18 protein-coding genes are annotated in these 18,075 nt (G+C 60.8%); 8 read left to right on the top strand and 10 right to left on the bottom strand.

The genetic code is table 11. From position 1 onward, the window contains the following. Positions 1–16: 16 nt before the first annotated feature. From gyrB to ACIQUG_RS30630, 5 genes are all read right to left on the bottom strand, one after another. Positions 17–2,452, bottom strand: coding sequence for a DNA topoisomerase (ATP-hydrolyzing) subunit B (gyrB, locus tag ACIQUG_RS30650; protein ID WP_043624256.1), 2,436 nt, complete (start codon positions 2,450–2,452; stop codon positions 17–19). 134 nt (positions 2,453–2,586) lie between these two features. Beyond that, positions 2,587–2,964 carry a helix-turn-helix domain-containing protein gene (locus ACIQUG_RS30645; RefSeq protein ID WP_043624249.1) on the bottom strand — a complete coding sequence of 126 codons (378 nt, stop codon included), beginning with the start codon at positions 2,962–2,964 and terminating at the stop codon, positions 2,587–2,589. Continuing rightward, positions 2,961–3,530, bottom strand: coding sequence for a Smr/MutS family protein (locus tag ACIQUG_RS30640; protein ID WP_402326007.1), 570 nt, complete (start codon positions 3,528–3,530; stop codon positions 2,961–2,963). The genes ACIQUG_RS30645 and ACIQUG_RS30640 overlap by 4 nt, the downstream gene beginning before the upstream one ends. Then, positions 3,523–4,626, bottom strand: a complete 1,104-nt coding sequence (locus ACIQUG_RS30635; protein ID WP_402326006.1) for a murein transglycosylase A — start codon at positions 4,624–4,626, stop codon at positions 3,523–3,525. The genes ACIQUG_RS30640 and ACIQUG_RS30635 overlap by 8 nt, the downstream gene beginning before the upstream one ends. Positions 4,627–4,641: 15 nt before the next feature. Further along, a complete protein-coding gene (locus tag ACIQUG_RS30630; RefSeq protein WP_043624242.1) occupies positions 4,642–5,346 on the bottom strand; it encodes a Tim44/TimA family putative adaptor protein in 705 nt (234 codons plus the stop codon). 130 nt (positions 5,347–5,476) lie between these two features. Between ACIQUG_RS30630 and ACIQUG_RS30625 the strand changes: the two genes are divergently transcribed. Both ACIQUG_RS30625 and secB read left to right on the top strand, forming a co-directional pair. Next, on the top strand, positions 5,477–5,974 hold the full coding sequence (locus ACIQUG_RS30625; RefSeq protein WP_402326005.1) for an FxsA family protein: 498 nt from the start codon (positions 5,477–5,479) through the stop codon (positions 5,972–5,974). Positions 5,975–6,154: 180 nt separating this feature from the next. Then, a complete protein-coding gene (secB, locus tag ACIQUG_RS30620; RefSeq protein ID WP_043624236.1) occupies positions 6,155–6,652 on the top strand; it encodes a protein-export chaperone SecB in 498 nt (165 codons plus the stop codon). 61 nt (positions 6,653–6,713) lie between these two features. On the opposite strand, the gene dnaQ is transcribed toward secB, so the two are convergent. The 5 genes from dnaQ to ACIQUG_RS30595 are packed head-to-tail and all read right to left on the bottom strand — an operon-like array spanning position 6,714 to position 10,315. Then, on the bottom strand, positions 6,714–7,418 hold the full coding sequence (gene dnaQ / locus ACIQUG_RS30615; RefSeq protein WP_402326004.1) for a DNA polymerase III subunit epsilon: 705 nt from the start codon (positions 7,416–7,418) through the stop codon (positions 6,714–6,716). Continuing rightward, the gene (gene coaE, locus ACIQUG_RS30610; RefSeq protein WP_402326003.1) at positions 7,411–8,013 is read right to left on the bottom strand and encodes a dephospho-CoA kinase; all 603 of its coding nucleotides are present in this window, start codon (positions 8,011–8,013) and stop codon (positions 7,411–7,413) included. Before coaE ends, dnaQ begins: the two co-directional genes overlap by 8 nt. After that, the gene (locus ACIQUG_RS30605; RefSeq protein ID WP_402326002.1) at positions 8,013–8,870 is read right to left on the bottom strand and encodes a shikimate dehydrogenase; all 858 of its coding nucleotides are present in this window, start codon (positions 8,868–8,870) and stop codon (positions 8,013–8,015) included. Before ACIQUG_RS30605 ends, coaE begins: the two co-directional genes overlap by 1 nt. Beyond that, positions 8,863–9,462, bottom strand: a complete 600-nt coding sequence (locus ACIQUG_RS30600; protein ID WP_402326001.1) for a Maf-like protein — start codon at positions 9,460–9,462, stop codon at positions 8,863–8,865. Before ACIQUG_RS30600 ends, ACIQUG_RS30605 begins: the two co-directional genes overlap by 8 nt. Positions 9,463–9,493: 31 nt before the next feature. Beyond that, on the bottom strand, positions 9,494–10,315 hold the full coding sequence (locus ACIQUG_RS30595) for a pyruvate, water dikinase regulatory protein (RefSeq protein WP_402326000.1): 822 nt from the start codon (positions 10,313–10,315) through the stop codon (positions 9,494–9,496). A 407-nt stretch (positions 10,316–10,722) separates the two neighbouring features. Between ACIQUG_RS30595 and hemE the strand changes: the two genes are divergently transcribed. From hemE to rsmG, 6 genes are all read left to right on the top strand, one after another. Further along, positions 10,723–11,754, top strand: a complete 1,032-nt coding sequence (gene hemE, locus ACIQUG_RS30590; protein WP_402325999.1) for a uroporphyrinogen decarboxylase — start codon at positions 10,723–10,725, stop codon at positions 11,752–11,754. Then, positions 11,751–12,293 (top strand): protoporphyrinogen oxidase HemJ, encoded by a 543-nt coding sequence (gene hemJ, locus ACIQUG_RS30585; RefSeq protein ID WP_402325997.1) that lies wholly within the window; start codon positions 11,751–11,753, stop codon positions 12,291–12,293. The genes hemE and hemJ overlap by 4 nt, the downstream gene beginning before the upstream one ends. Positions 12,294–12,487: 194 nt before the next feature. Beyond that, positions 12,488–13,753, top strand: a complete 1,266-nt coding sequence (rho, locus tag ACIQUG_RS30580; RefSeq protein WP_089044254.1) for a transcription termination factor Rho — start codon at positions 12,488–12,490, stop codon at positions 13,751–13,753. Between the two features lie 372 nt (positions 13,754–14,125). Further along, positions 14,126–15,454, top strand: coding sequence for a tRNA uridine-5-carboxymethylaminomethyl(34) synthesis GTPase MnmE (mnmE, locus tag ACIQUG_RS30575; protein ID WP_402325996.1), 1,329 nt, complete (start codon positions 14,126–14,128; stop codon positions 15,452–15,454). A gap of 94 nt (positions 15,455–15,548) precedes the next feature. Then, positions 15,549–17,429 (top strand): tRNA uridine-5-carboxymethylaminomethyl(34) synthesis enzyme MnmG, encoded by a 1,881-nt coding sequence (gene mnmG / locus ACIQUG_RS30570; RefSeq protein WP_402325995.1) that lies wholly within the window; start codon positions 15,549–15,551, stop codon positions 17,427–17,429. Beyond that, complete coding sequence (rsmG, locus tag ACIQUG_RS30565; protein WP_402325994.1) at positions 17,426–18,064, top strand: 16S rRNA (guanine(527)-N(7))-methyltransferase RsmG; 639 nt, start codon at positions 17,426–17,428, stop codon at positions 18,062–18,064. Before mnmG ends, rsmG begins: the two co-directional genes overlap by 4 nt. The last annotated feature ends 11 nt before the right edge of the window (positions 18,065–18,075 follow it).

The raw sequence follows: 18,075 nt of genomic DNA, 5'->3' as shown, positions 1-18,075 counted from the left end.
TCTGCAATGACCTCGATCAGATGTCGAGGTTGGCGACGCTCAGCGCATTTTCCTGAATGAAGTCGCGACGCGGCTCGACCTCGTCGCCCATCAGACGCGAGAACAGACCGTCGGCGTCGGTGGCGTCGGTCACCCGGACCTGCAGCAGCGAGCGGACGTTCGGATCGAGCGTCGTTTCCCAGAGCTGCTCGGCGTTCATTTCGCCCAGACCCTTGTAGCGCTGCATCGACAGGCCCTTGCGGCCGGCGGCGAAGATCGCGTCGAGAAGCGCGCGCGGGCCGCTGATCTCCTGCGTGCCGTCACGGCGACGCAATACCGGCGGCGCCGAGTAGACTTCCTTCAGCTTCGACGCCAGCTGGTCGATGTAGCGCGCATCGGACGAACCGATCAACGCCATGTCGAGCACCGCGGCTTCCTTGACGCCGCGCACCATGCGTTCGAACCGCAGCCCGCCTTCGCTGGTGACGGTACCGGTCCAGCCGCGCTCGGTTTCCTCGGCGATCACGTCGAGACGTCGGGCGATTTCGGCGGCGGTCTTTTCGTACTCGTCGCGCTGGCCGTTGAGCTCGACGTTCAGCGCGCCGGCAATGGCCGCCTGCTCGACGATCGCCCGGTTGTAGCGCGAGTGAAGCCCATTCATGAGGTTACGCAGGCGCAGCGCGTCGGTGATCACCTCGCGCAGGTCCTGCCCGGCGCGGACTTCGCCCGATTCAAGCTGCAGCGTCGCTTCCTCGAGACCCATCGAGATCAGGTAATCTTCGAGCGCCTGTTCGTTCTTGAGATACTGCGCCGACTTGCCGCGCGTCACCTTATAGAGCGGCGGCTGGGCGATATAGATGTGGCCGCGCTCGATCAGTTCCGGCATCTGCCGGAAGAAGAAGGTGAGCAGCAGCGTACGGATGTGGGCGCCGTCGACGTCGGCGTCCGTCATGATGATGATCTTGTGGTAGCGCAGCTTGTCGGCGTTGAACTCGTCCTTGCCGATCGAGGTGCCGAGCGCGGTGATCAGCGTGCCGATTTCCTGGCTCGACAGCATCTTGTCGAAGCGCGCGCGCTCGACGTTGAGGATCTTGCCGCGCAGCGGCAGGATCGCCTGGTTTTCGCGCGACCGGCCCTGCTTGGCGGAACCGCCTGCCGAGTCACCTTCCACCAGGAAGACTTCGGATTTGGCTGGATCGCGTTCGGAGCAGTCCGCCAGCTTGCCGGGCAGCGAGGAAATGTCGAGCGCGCCCTTGCGGCGGGTCAATTCGCGGGCCTTGCGGGCGGCTTCGCGGGCGGCAGCCGCTTCGACGACCTTGCCGACCAGGATCTTGGCTTCGGTCGGGTGTTCCTCGAACCAGGTGCTCAGCGCCTCGTTGACGAGGCTTTCGACCACCGGTCGCACTTCCGACGACACCAGCTTGTCCTTGGTCTGCGACGAGAACTTCGGATCGGGAACCTTGACCGAAAGCACGGCCGTCAGGCCTTCGCGGCAGTCCTCACCCTGGAGCGTGACCTTTTCCCGCTTCGTGATGCCGGACGTATCGGCATAGGACGTGACCTGTCGGGTCAGCGCCCCGCGGAAGCCCGCCATATGCGTACCGCCGTCGCGCTGCGGGATGTTGTTGGTGAAGCAGAGCACGTTTTCGTGGTAGCTGTCGTTCCACCACATCGCCACTTCAACGGTGATGCCGTCCTTTTCGCCACGGATAGCCACCGGCTTGTGCACCAGCGGCTTCTTCGCGCGGTCGAGATAAGCGACGAAAGCTTCGAGGCCGCCCTCATACATCAGTTCGTCCTGCCGGACGTCGGAATGGCGCTTGTCGGTCAGCATGATGCGGACGCCGGAATTGAGGAAGGCGAGCTCGCGCAGGCGATGTTCGAGCGTGCTATAGTCGAACTCGGTCTTGGAGAAGGTCTCGGCGCTCGGCAGGAACGTCACCTCGGTGCCTGTCGCGTCACCCGCATCGCCGGTGACGGCGAGCGGACCATCGGCGACGCCGTGGGTGAAGCTCATCTCGTGGATCTTGCCGTCGCGGCGGATCTTCAGCTTCAAGGAGACCGAAAGCGCGTTGACCACCGACACGCCAACGCCATGCAGGCCGCCCGAAACCTTGTAGGAGTTCTGGTCGAACTTACCGCCGGCGTGCAGCTGGGTCATGATGACCTCGGCGGCCGAGATACCCTCTTCCTTGTGGATGCCGGTCGGGATGCCGCGACCGTTGTCGGTCACGGTTACGGATCCGTCCGGATTGAGCGTCACCGTGACCACGTCGGCGTGGCCGGCAAGCGCCTCGTCGATGGCGTTGTCGACGACTTCGTACACCATGTGATGCAGGCCGGAGCCATCGTCCGTGTCGCCGATATACATGCCCGGCCGCTTGCGTACGGCGTCGAGGCCCTTCAACACCTTGATGGAATCGGCACCATATTCGGCGCTGGCGCCGGCTGCGGTTTCAGGAGTATCGGTCATACGGTACGGGTCTTTCCAGGTTCTTCGGACATGGTGATTCGTTGCGAATCACGTCTCGGACGCCTCGCGGACTATAGGAAATTTGTCCACGGTTCCAAATCCCGGACCGCCAGGCAGCGGCCGGAAACAAGCATTCATCCCCTGTCATTATCAGGAAATGTGGCTTTTTCCAAAACATCTTCCAGCTTGCGGATCGTCTCCGGAGACAAAGCGCGAATTTGCTCGCTCAGACGGTTTGCAAATGCGGTGTGCTCGGGCGTCAGACCCGACGTGTCGAGCACCGTTTTCGGCGAGGAGACATTGGCGATGCGGAACAAATCCTCCGCCTCGTCCCAGATCACGTTGAAGTAACCGGTGACGCGCTGGAGGAAATCGAAGCTCGGTGCACCGCGCTTTCCGTGCTCAAGCGCCGAGAGATAAGCCGCAGAGACGCCGATCGCCTTCGCCATCTCCTTCTGCGATACGCCCTTGCGGCGCCGGAGTTCGCGCAGAGCCTGGCCGAAGGGTGTCATAGCGCACTGCCCCTCACCCGCGCCAGGCGAACATAGAGCGCGCCGTCGCCGCCATGGTTTCGGGCGGCAGGTTCATAGGACGAGATCAGCGGCCGGAATTCGGGAAGCGAGAACCAGAGCGGCACGGCTCGCTTCAAGGCGCCGTCGCTGCCGAACGAGGTACCCTTGCCGGTAATGACGAGCACATGCCGCAGCCCCCGCTCGTGCGCCCTCAGCAGAAACTGCAGAAGAAGACCATGGGCTTCGCTCTGGATCATGCCGTGCAGGTCGATCCGCCCCTCGAGCACCAGGTGCCCCTTGGCCAGCTTGCGTTTGACCGGCCGCTCCAGAGGATGATGCACTTTTTCGCCGGGCTTCTTCGTCAGCGCTATGCCCGACTGCTCGGCGGCCGTTGCCGGCTGTTGCAGCTGCTGCTTGGCCTTCGCCTCTTCCGGAGGCTTTGCCTGTTCGGCCTCGGCCAGAATCTCCATGAGGTCGACGAGCCGACCGGGCATCGGTCTCGCCGAACGGGCAACCTTGCCCCAGAGAATGCGATCCTCGGCCGAGAGCTTCTTGTCCTTAGCCATGGCCGTAACGGGCCGCGGCCGCCTTGGGAACGAAGACATAGAAGTCGGCCGCATTGCGAACCGCTCCGGCCCGTTCGCCAGCCTCGAAACCGGACCCGGTGAAGATATCGCCGCGGGCCGGGCCGACGATCGCCGAGCCCGTATCGAGTGCCAGCATCAGACGCTGGAAGGACTTTCCGTCATCGAGCCGCGTCAGGCTCTCGCTGGCGATAAAAAAGGGAACGCCAAAAGTGTGGATCAGCCGATCGACGGCCAATGAGCGGTTCGGTTCGAGCGAGACCTTGGCGGCGGCAATCGGCCCCAACCGCTCGTCCTCGACCTCTGCCTCGCGGAAGAAAATGAACGACCGGTTGTGCCAGAGAACTTCATCGACCTCGTCGGGATGGGCTTCCAGCCAGTCGCGAATGCTCATCATCGAAACGGTGGCGGCATCGATCTTGCCGCGCTCGATCAGCAATTTGCCGACCGCTGAGAAATAGTGCCCGGTCTTGGCCGAATAAGTGACGCGACGACGCGAACCATCCGGGAACCGGAGCCGTGCGGCACCTTGGACATGAACGAAGAAGATCTCGACCTTGGACTTCGCATAGGCGATCTCCAGGCCGCGGCCGGCCAGATGGCCCTGCTCGATTGCCTGCCTGTCCGGATACTCGCTGATGCGTCCACCCTCGGAGAGGCCGAAGGCAAAGTAGGGATCCATGCCCTCCGGCCTGTTGCCATCATGAACATCGACCAGATCGTCCGGCCGGCGGTAGAGCGGATAGCGATAGGTCTCGTCCGGTTCGGCGCGGACATGGATCTCGGGCTCGTAGAAGGCCGTGACAAAACCGGAACCCGTTTCGGGCACGATCCGGAAGGGGACGAACTGCGCTTCGAAAAACGCCCGCGCGTTCTCTGCGCTTTCAACCTGCTGCTGCGATGCGGAGAAGGCCGGCGCGAGATCGTCGACCGAAATCCCGAGAGAACCCGTGCGATAGGGTTTGACCGTCGAGACATGCTGGTGACAGCGACGCATCGCCTCGATCACCGTGGTCGGATCATCATCCTGCCAGCCCGGAAGCTCGGAGAAACGGGCTGGCTCAAGTCGATAGGACATCGGTACCGCGTCCGCTCAGTTTTCGGATTCGGTGGCGATCAGCTTCCAGTTCGGATCCCGCGAGCGAATGTCGCGCGCGAAGGTCCAGAGATCGTTGACCTCCGCAACGGACTCGGCGTCGCCGTCGATCAGACCGCCCTGCTTGTCGTAGGTCGCCGAGATCAGCTGGCTGACGATGCGAACGGTGATGTTCTCTTCGCTGTCCTTCACTTCGGCGTGAATGATGTCCGCCTTGTCGATGCCGACGAAGGTGGACTTGACGACTTCGCCCTTGCGCTCGCGATCGGTGATCGCTGCGTCGAAGCCTTCATAGACCTCGCGGGACAGCAGATTCTTCAGCGTCTTGCGGTCGCCGTCCGCGAAAGCCATGACGATCATCTCGTAGGCCATCTTGGCGCCGTTGACGAATTCCTTGGGATCAAAACCCTGATCCGCATCGCTCAACGCCCGTAGCTGCGTGTTCAGCGTCGTTCCGGTCTTGGCAAAGGCGTCGATCGCTTCGTAGCGGTTCGCTTCTTCGTCCGCATTCTCGCGGCGCGGCAATTGCACGACCTTGCCCTTGTCGCCGTTATCCGGCCCCTGGCTCATGTCGCGTGGCGAATACGGATCGAACGGCGGCCGCTCGTTCCCGGTCCGGCGGCCCAAGACGCTGCGCAGTTGCAGGAAAATGACCACCGCGGCGATCAGGAAAAAAAACGTGATGAAGTCAAAAGAGCCCATTTCCACCCGGAACCGCTGTTAGAATTTCTCGTGGCTATTCCATATAGTCCGCAAGAATAGATCATTCAAATGGCGATGTCGCACCCTTAGACGGGGATGTGACACCAGGTTACATTTTCGGGCAGCATCGATGCGTTCATTTCTTATCCCCCTTGCCATCCTCGGGCTTCCGCTGGCCGAGATCGCCGGTTTCGTTGTCGTCGGCCGAGAGATCGGCCTCCTGATGACGTTGCTTCTGGTTCTTGCCAGTGCATTTGTCGGCGTTATCCTGCTGAGAGTCCAGGGATTTACCGTCATTCGTCGGATGCAGGACGCCGCGCGCAACGGCAGCGACCCGGGCCGGGAGGTGCTTGGCGGCGCATTGTTGTTCGTCGCGGCGATCCTGCTGGTGGTACCGGGCTTCGTCAGCGACGTGATCGGCCTCCTGCTGTTTTTGCCTTTCGTGCGCAATGCGGTTGCCGGTTTCCTGCGCAAGCGAATGACGATCGTGACCGCTGCCTCCAGTGCCGGCTGGACACGTCCGCGCGAACCGGGCCCTTCACCGCGCGTCATCGATCTGGAAGACGGCGAATTTTCGCGGACCGACGACGAGGACCCGCCGCAGGTCGGTGATCGCCGCCGGCCCTAGCCAAGACCATACCGGCAGAATGCAGGAACGGCACGCTATCGCCCATATTCCGGAGCATTCTTTCAGCTCTCCGCTTGGAGCGTAAGGCCGCGCGTCCGCTGGAAAGCGCCGGGCCCGCAGGGTTGTAAGCCCTAGGCCGAAATGCTAGATGGCCTCACCTATTTTTGTCGAGGAACCCTTATGACGACTGATACCGCATCCAACGGCAACGGCAGCGCGCAGCAGAGCCCAACGCTGAACATCCTCGCCCAGTATATCAAGGACCTTTCCTTCGAAAACCCGGGCGCGCCGCGTTCGCTGCAGGCCCGTGACAAGGCGCCGGCGATCAATATCAACGTCAACGTCAATGCAAACCCGCTCGCAGAGAACGATTTCGACGTCGTGCTCTCGCTGAACGCAGAAGCCAAGGACGGTGACCGCGTTCTGTTCAACGTCGAACTCGCCTATGGCGGCGTCTTCCGCGTTGCCGGCTTCCCGCAGGAGCACATGCTGCCGCTGCTCTTCATCGAGTGCCCGCGCCTGCTGTTCCCGTTCGCCCGTCAGATCGTTGCCGACGCAACCCGCAACGGCGGCTTCCCGCCGCTGATGATCGACCCGATCGACTTCGCGCAGATGTTTGCCCAGCGCATGGCCGAAGAAAAGGTCCGCGCCCAGGTTTCGAACGAAACCGCAAACTGATCGAATTTCAGATTGCTGAAACGAAAAGCCCGGCCAATGTGCCGGGCTTTTCGTATCTGCCTCATTCCTGAGGTTCGTATTTTGTCCAGATCGCCTTGGAACCGATCTTTGCAATCAACGCCGCATGAGCGGCCAGGTCAGCCTCCGAGAGCCGGTTCGGCAAGGGGCGCGGCCGCTGGCCGATTAGGATCGGCGCTTCATCGAGTTCGATCGCCTGGCCGGTCGATTTGCTGGACACGAGCCCGAGTGCGGCCTGACGGCCACCGAGCATCTCGATGTAGACTTCAGCCAGCAGTTCGGAGTCGAGAAGAGCGCCATGCTTGGCGCGATGCGAATTGTCGATACCATACCGGCGGCACAGTGCGTCGAGCGAGTTCGGTCCCATCGGATTTTTGCGGCGGGCGAGCGCCAGCGTATCCGTTACCCGATCGTTCGCGATCGGCGGCATTCCCAGCCGTGCGAACTCGGCGTTGATGAAGCCCATGTCGAAGGTGGCGTTGTGCGCGACCCAGCGGGCATCACCAAAGAAGCCGAGGATTTCCTCGACGACATCGGCAAAGGGCGGCTTGTCCTTCAGGAACTCGTCGGTGATCCCGTGAATGGCGAGCGCATCCGGGTGAACCTTGCGGCTGCCGGGATTGACGAAGATGTGCAGCGTGCGGCCGGTCGGAAACTGGTTCTCGAGTTCGACGCCGCCGATTTCGATCACTCGGTCCTCGCGATTGTCGAGGCCTGTCGTTTCCGTATCGAAGATGATCTCACGCATCCGCGTCTCCGTTGCTGGCTGCGAGTTGGTCGACGACGGCCTTCACCTGGGCCCGGGTGACGTCGAAACTGTCGCTGGTATCGATGATGTAGTCGGCGCGTTTACGCTTTTCGCTGTCCGGGACCTGCCGCGCAAGGATCATCGCGAGTTTTTCCTCGGTCATCCCTGGGCGCTTCAGCGCCCTTTGGCGTTGCAGCTCGGCCGAACAGGTCACCACGACGACGCGATCGACCCGCTTTTCCGCGCCCGTTTCAAACAGAAGAGGAATGTCGAGGACCACAAAGGGCACATTGGCGGCGCGGTTTTCCGCAAGGAACTCCTGCTCCTTGCCGCGCACCAGCGGATGGACGATCGCCTCGAGTTCGCGCAGCCGTTCTGGTGCCTGCATGAGTTGGCGCGAAAGTTCGGCGCGATCGACCTTTCCATCTCTCGTGCTTCCGGGAAAGGCCGCTTCCACCGGTGCGACCGCCTCGCCGCTATAGAGCTGATGCACGATTTCGTCGGCATCGTTCACCGGCACCCCGAAGTCGCGAAACATCTGGGCGGTCGTCGACTTGCCCATGGCGATCGATCCGGTGAGCCCGAGGATAATCATCAGTGCCTGTCCATGTCGTCGATAATCAATTGTCGAAGAGCGGCGTCCACCGTCGGCCGACAGCCGAACCAGAGTTCGAAGCCGGGCACCGCCTGATGCAGAAGCATGCCCAGACCGTCGACGGTCGCAAAGCCTTGCGCTTCTGCCTGTGCCAGGATCGGCGTCTTCAAGGGAACATAGACGATATCCGTGACGACGGCGCTCGGAGCCATGACACCGAAGTCGATTGCCGGTGCTTCGCTGCCGTCCATGCCGAGTGAGGTGGTGTTGATGAACAGGCCTGCGCCGGTCATTGCGTCCTTGAGTGCGCCCATCGGGTGGGCTTCGACCGCCGGGCCGAACCGGTCGGCAAGTTCCTGCGCCCGTTCGACGGTGCGATTGACGACATGGATCGTCTTGATGCCTCGGTCGCGAACAGCCTGGATGATCGCCCGGCTGGCGCCGCCGGCGCCGAGGATGACCGCCGTCGACGTTTTGTCCCAACCGGCCGCCCGCTCGTCGAGGTTGGCAACGAAACCGCGGCCGTCGGTGTTGGTGGCATGCACCTTTCCATCCTGAACCCACAGCGTGTTGGCAGCGCCGAGTTCCTGGCTCAGCTCATCCGGCTGATCCGCCAGCCGACAGGCCACTTCCTTATGGGGAATGGTGACATTGCCGCCGCTGAAACCGGATGTCCCATCCTTGAGGCTGGCCACGAAGACGGCAAAGTCTTCCGGCTTGACCTCATGGGCGCGGTAGCTGCCGGGCAGCCCGAGCTTTTTCAGCCAATAACCATGGATCAACGGCGACCGGGAATGCTTGATCGGATAGCCGGTGACGAAGGCGTGGTTAACAAATGTTTCACGTGAATCACGCATCGATCGTTCCCAGTTCGCGGAGTTTGGAGAGCAGCGGCAGCATCGGAAGACCGAGGATGGTGAAGTAGTCGCCCTCGATCTTTTCGAAGAGCTGGATGCCCTCACCTTCCAGCTGGTAGGCGCCGACGCTCGAAAGCGCCTTCTCGCCGACACGCTCCAGATGGCGCTCGACGAACCCCGCTGTCAGCGGTCGTACGGTCATGTGGGCGGACGACAGGTGCCGCCAGACAATCTCGTCATCACGAAGAAGCACGATCGCACTGTTGAGTCGGTGCGTCTGGCCGGAAAGCGAAAGCAGGTGTGCGGCGGCTTCCGCCATGGTCTTCGGCTTGTGGTAGACCCGCGAGCCCAGGGACATCGTCTGATCGGAACCGATCACCAGCGCTCCGGAAAAATGCCGCGCCACATCCCGCGCCTTTGCTTCCGCCAGTTCGAGAGCGACGGCCTCGGGTGCTGCACCTTTATCTTCAAGCGGCTTTTCCAGCGCGCGCTCATCGATCTCGGCTGCCCTCGCTTTAAAAACCAGGCCGGCATTTTCCAGAAGCGCCCGGCGAAACGGGCTGGCCGAGGCCAGGACGAGCGAAGATGTCATCATTCAGGTTCCCGAATTGTTCGAATCCGCTCTAACGCAGACGTGGACGCAGGGCAACGATCGCCGCCGCGGTTTCCTCGATCGAACGGCGGGTGACGTCGATGAGCGGCCAATTGTTGCGGGCACAGAGAGACCGGGCATATTTCAGTTCCTCGGTAATCGAGGCCTTGTCTGTGTACTGATCGCCGTGAAAGCCTTGCGTCGTTCCGAGCACCCGATGCTGGCGCACCTGCGAAATACGGTCGGCCGTCGCGATCAGCCCGACGACGAGCGGCTTCGTCGCTTCCATCAATCTTTCAGGCAGGGGCACGCCCGGGACGATCGGGATGTTGGCCGTCTTGATGCCACGGTTAGCGAGATAGATGCTGGTCGGCGTCTTCGACGTCCGGCTGATGCCGACGAGAACGACATCCGCGTCGTCAAAATCGGCCGGCAGCTGACCGTCGTCATGGTCCATGGTGAAGTTGAGTGCGTCGATGCGGGCGAAATATTCCGCATCCATCACATGCTGAGCACCGGAGCGCCGCCGCGACGGGGATCCGAGATAGGACTGGAAAAGGTCGATGATCGGATCGAGCACCGAGACGCAAGGAACACCCATCTCGCGGCAACGGCGATCGATGATGTCGGCGAGTTCGCGATCCACGATCGTATAGAGAACAATGCCCGGTGCGCCATCGATGGCGTCGAGAACCTGCAGCAGCTGCTTGCGGTTTCGGATCAGCGGATAGACGTGCTCGAGCGCATGCGAGCTTTGAAATTGGGCCGCGGCAGCGCGCCCGGCGGCAATGAGAGTCTCGCCCGTTGAGTCCGAAATCAGGTGAAGGTGGAAGTAGTTTTTCTTGTTCTCCACGCAATTCTCCTGGTGCTGTTGATAAGCCGGGATGAAACACAGCTAACGACGGGGCCTGGATCCAGGCAAGTGGAAAACAGCCGAGTTATTCACAATTGGCACTGTCGCGGACATTGTTTCGGGACGGATGTGGACAAGACTCGCGGTGGGGACAAAGTGTCACGCGTATCAACCGCTTTTCCACAGGCGCGGCAAAAATCGAGCGCGGCTTAAAGACATGATTCAAAAAACGTTTCCGAGATTGACCACGCTGTTTTTCCAGAGATCGCTCTCATTGTCCCGTCAGGTGGCGCCGCGATCGCCGGTCGTGGATAAGTCGGTGGGTTGTTTTAATCCTTGATACCCACCGACTCTAAGAAATAGAAACCTTCTAAATATCTTTGATTTTAAATTGGGAGAGACGATCCGTGACCGAAACGCGCAGAAAGGTTCTGGAAGTTTTGGCAGGGAAGACGGTGTCACCTCCTCCGATCTGGCTCATGCGGCAGGCGGGACGCTACCTGCCGGAGTACAGGGCGACACGTGCTGTCGCCGGAAGCTTCCTCGATCTTTGCTACACGCCCGATCTCGCCGTCGAGGTCACCTTGCAGCCGATCCGTCGCTACGCTTTCGATGCTGCCATTCTCTTCTCCGACATCCTGGTCATTCCCGATGCACTGAAACGCAATGTGCGCTTCGAAGAAGGTCATGGGCCGCGAATGGATCCGATCGATGTCGATGGTATCCGGCTCCTGAAGCCAGAGGGCATCGCTGAGCACCTCCAGCCGGTCTTTGAGACGGTTTCGCGGTTGCGCGCAGAACTTCCCTCGGAAACGACGCTGCTCGGCTTCTGTGGCGCTCCCTGGACGGTTGCGACCTATATGATCGCCGGACACGGTACGCCGGATCAGGCTCCTGCCCGTCTCTTCGCCTATCGCAATCCTGAAGCCTTCGATCATCTGCTCGCCTTTCTGGCGGATGTGTCGGCGGATTATCTCGTGCGGCAGATCGATGCCGGCGCCGATGCGGTGCAGATCTTCGATTCCTGGGCGGGTGTTCTCGGCGAAGAGGAATTCGCCCGCTATGCCATCAAGCCGGTGCAGCGGATCATCACCTCCGTTCGAGCGCAGCGGCCGCAGGCAAAGATCATTGCCTTTGCAAAGGGCGCAGGGCAGCTTCTGAACGGCTATCGGCAGGCGACCGCCGCTGACGCGATCGGCCTCGACTGGACGGTTCCGCTTTCCTTCGCAAGGGACCTGCAGAAGGAAGGGCCGGTACAGGGCAATCTCGATCCGATGCGGGTGGTCGCCGGCGGCGTGGCGCTTGAGGAAGGCATCGACCGCATTCTCGAGGCACTCGGTCACGGTCCGCTGATCTTCAATCTCGGCCATGGCATAACGCCGCAGGCAGATCCCGATCACGTCTCGGCGCTGGTTGCCCGGGTTCGCGGAGCAAGGTGATGACGGAGAAGCAGACCGATCGGGCGCCCGGCAACAGGGCACGGCTCAGGGCAGCGATCGCGCTCGGCGCGTTCGCGGCGCTTCTTGTCGGTCTGTTCGTCTGGCGTCCGGATGATCTCTATCTCTGGATCAAGGCGCTGCACGTTATCGCCGTGATGTCCTGGATGGCGGCGTTGCTCTACATGCCCAGGCTGTTCATCTACCACACGGATGCCGAGCCCGGTTCGGCCCAGTCGGAAACCTTCAAGATGATGGAGTTGCGGCTCCTGAAGGTCATCATGAACCCGGCGATGATGATTTCCTGGGTGCTCGGGCTTTATCTCGCCTGGAGCGTCTATGGCTTCCAGGGTGGCTGGCTGCATGCCAAGCTTCTGTTCGTGGTGCTGCTGACGGTTGTCCACATGCGTTTCAGCCGTGCGGTGCGCGCCTTTCAGCGCGACGAAAACAGACACGACGCGCGCTATTGGCGGTTGATGAACGAGGCCCCTACCCTCCTGATGATCCTCATCGTCATCATGGTCGTCGTGAAGCCATTTTGAATTTAATCGATTTGCGGCCTGTCATAGGCGTTTCTAATTTGCGACAGCCCCTTGCAGGGTTTCACGTGAATCGCTATTTTCTGCCATCTCCTCTTCATGGCTTGTGACAAAGACAAGAGCCTGCCCCTTCCAGCTGCAGCTCCCTAATCAATACTCGCCATCTCTCCACTACCCATACCAAACATGGATCCTTCATGGCTGAAATGAAGCTACAAGAACTCAAGAACAAGACGCCGACCGATCTGCTCGCTTTCGCCGAGGAGCTCGAGGTGGAGAACGCCAGCACGATGCGCAAGCAGGAGCTGATGTTCGCAATCCTCAAGATGCTCGCGGCCCAGGATATCGAGATCATCGGTGAAGGCGTCGTTGAAGTGCTGCAGGACGGCTTCGGCTTTCTGCGCTCGGCGAATGCAAACTACCTCCCAGGCCCGGACGACATCTACATCTCGCCCTCCCAGATCCGCCGCTTCTCGCTGAAGACCGGCGACACGGTCGAGGGTCCGATCCGCGGACCGAAGGAAGGCGAGCGCTACTTCGCCCTCCTCAAGGTCAACACCATCAATTTCGACGATCCGGAAAAGATCCGTCACAAGGTTCACTTCGACAACCTGACGCCGCTCTACCCGAACGAGCGCTTCAAGATGGAACTCGATGTTCCGACCTCGAAGGATCTTTCGGCCCGCGTCATCGACCTGGTCGCACCGCTCGGCAAGGGCCAGCGCGGCCTGATCGTCGCGCCGCCGCGCACCGGTAAGACCGTTCTCCTGCAGAACATCGCCCATTCGATCACCGCGAACCATCCGGAATGCTACCTGATCGTTCTCCTGATCGACGAACGTCCGGAAGAAGTGACGGACATGCAGCGCTCGGTAAAGGGCGAAGTCGTTTCCTCCACCTTCGACGAGCCGGCGACGCGCCACGTTCAGGTCGCCGAAATGGTGATCGAAAAGGCCAAGCGCCTCGTGGAACACGGTCGTGACGTCGTCATCCTGCTCGACTCGATCACCCGCCTCGGCCGCGCCTACAACACCGTTGTTCCGTCATCGGGCAAGGTCTTGACCGGTGGTGTCGACGCGAACGCCCTGCAGCGCCCCAAGCGCTTCTTCGGTGCCGCCCGCAACATCGAAGAGGGTGGCTCGTTGACGATCATCGCAACGGCGCTGATCGATACCGGCAGCCGCATGGACGAAGTCATCTTCGAAGAGTTCAAGGGTACCGGCAACTCGGAAATCGTGCTTGACCGCAAGGTCGCTGACAAGCGCATCTTCCCGGCGATGGACATTCTCAAGTCCGGTACGCGTAAGGAAGACCTGCTCGTTCCGCGCCAGGATCTGCAGAAGATCTTCGTGCTCCGCCGTATTCTAGCGCCGATGGGAACGACGGACGCGATCGAGTTCCTTATCGACAAGCTCAAGCAAACGAAGAACAACGGCGATTTCTTCGACTCGATGAACACCTAAGACGCGTTTATCGCCAATTGTGATAAGCCGGTCGACCATGTGTCGGCCGGTTTTTTCGTTTCAAAACCTTAGCCGGATTCACCACTGCCTTCGATTCGGTTTCGCAACGATCTCCGCTCTACCCCGCCTTTGGATCGCCGTCGCTCCTGCTGATTCACGTGAAACACGTGCGGGCGTGAAACGCGAGGATGCAGCGGCATCTTGAAATTTCAGCATTCTTTCGGCATAAGCACGCCGACCCTTTGAGATACCGTTCGGCTCTGTGTGAGCGCACTCCGCGAAGCAGGACGATCCGGTCGGGAACTTCGACGATCCCCATTGTTTCGACCATCGACGCGCCTACAGGCGCCCGCGGTCTTTTCAGGTGAGCCCATGACAGCGACGCAAACGATCTATGCGCTTTCCAGCGGAGCTCTGCCCGCCGGCGTCGCAGTCGTGCGTGTCAGCGGAAGGCATACCAAAGCAGTGCTGCAGGCACTATGTGGTGGGGTGCCCTCGCCGCGGTCGGCGGCATTGAGATCGATTCGGTCTCGTAACGGTGATGTCATCGATAGCGGCCTTGTTCTCTACTTTCGCGGACCTGCCTCCTTTACCGGTGAAGATTGCGCCGAGTTCCAGATCCATGGTGGCCGCGCCGCGGTCAACGCGTTGCTTGAGGAACTCTCGAAGCTCGAGGGTTTGCGCCATGCGGAAGCCGGTGAGTTTTCGCGCCGCGCGTTTCAGAACGGCAAGCTCGATCTGGTCGAGGTGGAGGGTCTCTCTGACCTGATTGTTGCCGAGACGGAAATGCAGCGTCGGCTGGCGATCGAGCATTCCGGCGGCGGACAGTCGAAGGTCTATGCCGGCTGGGCGAAGCGCTTGACCCATGCGCGGGCGATGATCGAGGCCGAACTCGATTTTGCCGATGAAGACGACGTGCCGGGATCGGTCAGCGAGCGCATCTGGCGGGACATGTCTTTGCTGTCGCAAGAGATCGCAGCGCATATTGCCGACGCACCGATCGCGGAGATCATCCGCGACGGGCTGAAGATCGTCATCGCGGGTGAGCCGAACGCCGGCAAGTCGAGCTTGCTCAACGCGCTGGCCCAGCGCGACATTGCCATCGTCACTGAGATCGCCGGCACAACGCGCGATGTTCTTTCCGTGGACCTTTCCTTAGCCGGATTCTCCGTGAAGCTCTATGACACTGCCGGGCTGCGGGAGACCGACGAGAAAGTCGAACAAGAAGGCATTCGTCGCGCGCGAGAAATTATCGAGAGAGCGGATCTGATCTTGCTGCTGGCCGATGCGCCGGATGGATTTGATGTCATATCCGACCTTGCATCCGAGATGACGCCGGTGCTGCGCGTCGGAACCAAACTCGATCGCGGCAGTGATAGTTGGCGCGATGGTTCTGCCGACGTGTTGGTTTCGACAAAAACCGGCGCCGGCATGGAACAACTGCTGGACGCGATCGCGGGACACCTGCCCGATCTCAGTGGGCGGACGTCGCTGTCGCTACCGTCGCGGCGGCGACATGTCGATAGCATGCGGCAGGCACAACGGTCGATCGACGACAGCCTGGCAAGGCAGGATCTGGGGCTGGACATACGCGCGGAACTCTTGCGCCTTGCTGGCGACGCAATTGGACGGATAACCGGCCGCGTGGATGTTGAGAACCTTCTCGATGTGATATTTTCCGAATTCTGTATCGGGAAGTAGGCCGTGGGGCAGAGCAATACAACGTGTGCGAGTCCTTCATCGTGTTTCACGTGAAACGATTCGTGCCGGGGTCAACCCCGGAGAAGAGGCAAAGATGCAATTTGACGTAATCGTCATTGGCGGTGGCCATGCCGGCTGCGAGGCCGCGGCTGCAGCCGCGCGTCTGGGCGCCAGCACGGCGTTGATCACGCACAAGGCATCGACGATCGGGGTTATGTCGTGCAACCCGGCCATTGGCGGCCTGGGCAAGGGACACCTGGTGCGCGAGATCGATGCGATGGACGGCTTGATGGGGCGCGTCGCCGATGCCGGCGGCATTCAGTTTCGTCTGCTCAATCGCCGCAAGGGACCGGCGGTGCGTGGACCGCGCACCCAAGCCGATCGTCGCCTCTACCGCGAAGCCATGCAGCGGGAGATCGCTGCCATCGACAATTTGACGGTTATCGAGGGCGATGCCTTCGACCTGTTGGAAGGCCAGGGCCATATCCAAGGTGTCGTCATGAAGGATGGCCGAAGCTTCCGAGCCAGGTCCGTTGTCCTGACGACGGGCACGTTTTTGAAGGGCCTCATTCATATCGGCGATCAAAAGATCCCCGCCGGTCGCGTTGGTGAGGAACCGTCCGTCGGGCTCTCCGGCACTTTGTTACGGTTTGGCTTGCGGCTTGGCCGCCTGAAAACTGGAACGCCCGCCCGCCTGGATGGACGCACCATCGACTGGGCAAGTATTGGCCGCCAGGGCCCGGACGAGGATCCGGTGCCCTTCTCGTTCATGACTGACAGGATTGTGAACCGCCAGATCGATTGCGGCGTGACGCGCACCACGGAAGCGACACACAAGATAATTGCCGACAATATCGGCAAGTCGGCGATGTATTCGGGTCAGATCGAGGGTGTTGGACCGCGCTATTGCCCGTCCATCGAGGACAAGATCGTACGGTTCGGCGAGCGTGATGGTCACCAGATCTTCCTGGAACCGGAGGGGCTTGACGACGACACGATCTATCCGAACGGTATTTCGACATCGTTGCCGGCAGACATTCAGGAAGCCTTTATCAAGACGATCCCCGGCCTGGAGAATGTCGCAATCCTCCAGCCTGGTTACGCCATCGAGTATGATCACGTCGATCCGCGCGAATTGAATGCGACCCTTGCCGTGCGCAAGATGCCGGGGCTTTTTCTGGCCGGGCAAATCAACGGCACGACTGGCTATGAAGAAGCGGGCGCCCAGGGTCTCGTTGCCGGATTGAATGCCGCGTTGATCGCGACGAACCGTCCCGAGGTCGTGTTCAGCCGGACGCAGTCCTATATCGGTGTCATGATCGACGACCTGACATCGCGTGGGATCACCGAGCCCTATCGCATGTTCACCTCCCGCGCGGAGTACCGACTGTCGCTGCGGGCTGACAATGCCGATGCACGCCTGACACCGCTTGCCATGGAGATCGGCTGCATCTCCGATGCGCGCCGCGATCGCTTCGTCGATTGGCGTGCGCGTTTCGATGAGGGGCGCGCGCTGCTGAAGAGCCTCTCGGTTACCCCGGCTGAAGGTAACCGTCATGGCTTGAAGCTCAATCAGGATGGCCAACGGCGCACCGCTTTCGAGATCCTGTCCTATCCCGATCAGTCGATTGCCGGCTTGCAGCCGATCTGGCCCGAGCTGTCGTCGATTGGTCCGCGCGTCGTTGAGGCGCTTGAGATCGATGCGGTCTATGCCGTCTACATGGATCGCCAGGCCGCGGATATTGCCGGCATTCAGCGCGAGGAAAATCTCGTCATACCCGATGGCTTCGACTTCGAAATGCTCTCGGGCCTCTCCAATGAGTTGAAGCAGAAGCTCAAGCAGCAGGCGCCCCGCAATCTGGCTCAGGCGATGAAGGTCGACGGCATGACGCCGGCCGCGGCATCGCTGATCCTGGCATGGCTGAAGCGACAGAACCGTAACGTAGAACGTGAAGAAAAGGCCAGCGTACAATGAAGGCGAGTCCAATCGATGTCTTGAACGGACTGCGTGTTTCACGTGAAACGAATGAACGGTTCGAGCATTTTGCCAGACTTTTTCAGAAGTGGGCGAAGTCGATCAATCTTGTAGCGCCGTCGACGGTCGAGGATCTTTGGCGCCGGCATATCGTCGACAGTCTGCAACTCGCGCAGCTGTCGCCGGGTCCGAAGACCTGGGTCGATCTCGGCAGCGGTGGTGGTTTTCCCGGCGTGATCACGGCGATCTATCTCGCCGAGTTTGCTGACGGCTGGGTGCATCTCGTCGAAAGCAACAACAAGAAGGCTGCCTTTTTGCGTGTCGCCTTGGCAGAAACGGGCGCACGCGGCTCCGTTCACCCGGTTCGAATCGAAGATGCGGGCGCAATTATTCCCCGCGCCGATGCTGTTTCTGCGCGCGCGCTCGCGGATTTGACCTTGCTGCTTGACTATTCTGCGCCGTGGATGACGGCACAGGACCAAAAAGCAGTCGCCTATTTTCACAAAGGGCGGGATTACCAGCGCGAAATCGACAAAGCCGTTGGCCGCTATCAGTTTGATCTGGTAAAACATCCAAGCGTGGTCGAGCCGGATTCTGTTGTGCTCGAGATCGCAAATCTGTCACGCAAGGCTTAGTGATCGCGAGC

It is taken from the genome of Ensifer sp. NPDC090286 (assembly GCF_044769565.1).
Taxonomy (GTDB): Bacteria; Pseudomonadota; Alphaproteobacteria; order Rhizobiales; family Rhizobiaceae; genus Ensifer.
Note: the sequence above shows the minus strand (reverse complement) of the source record. Positions and strands in the feature narration are given on the sequence as shown.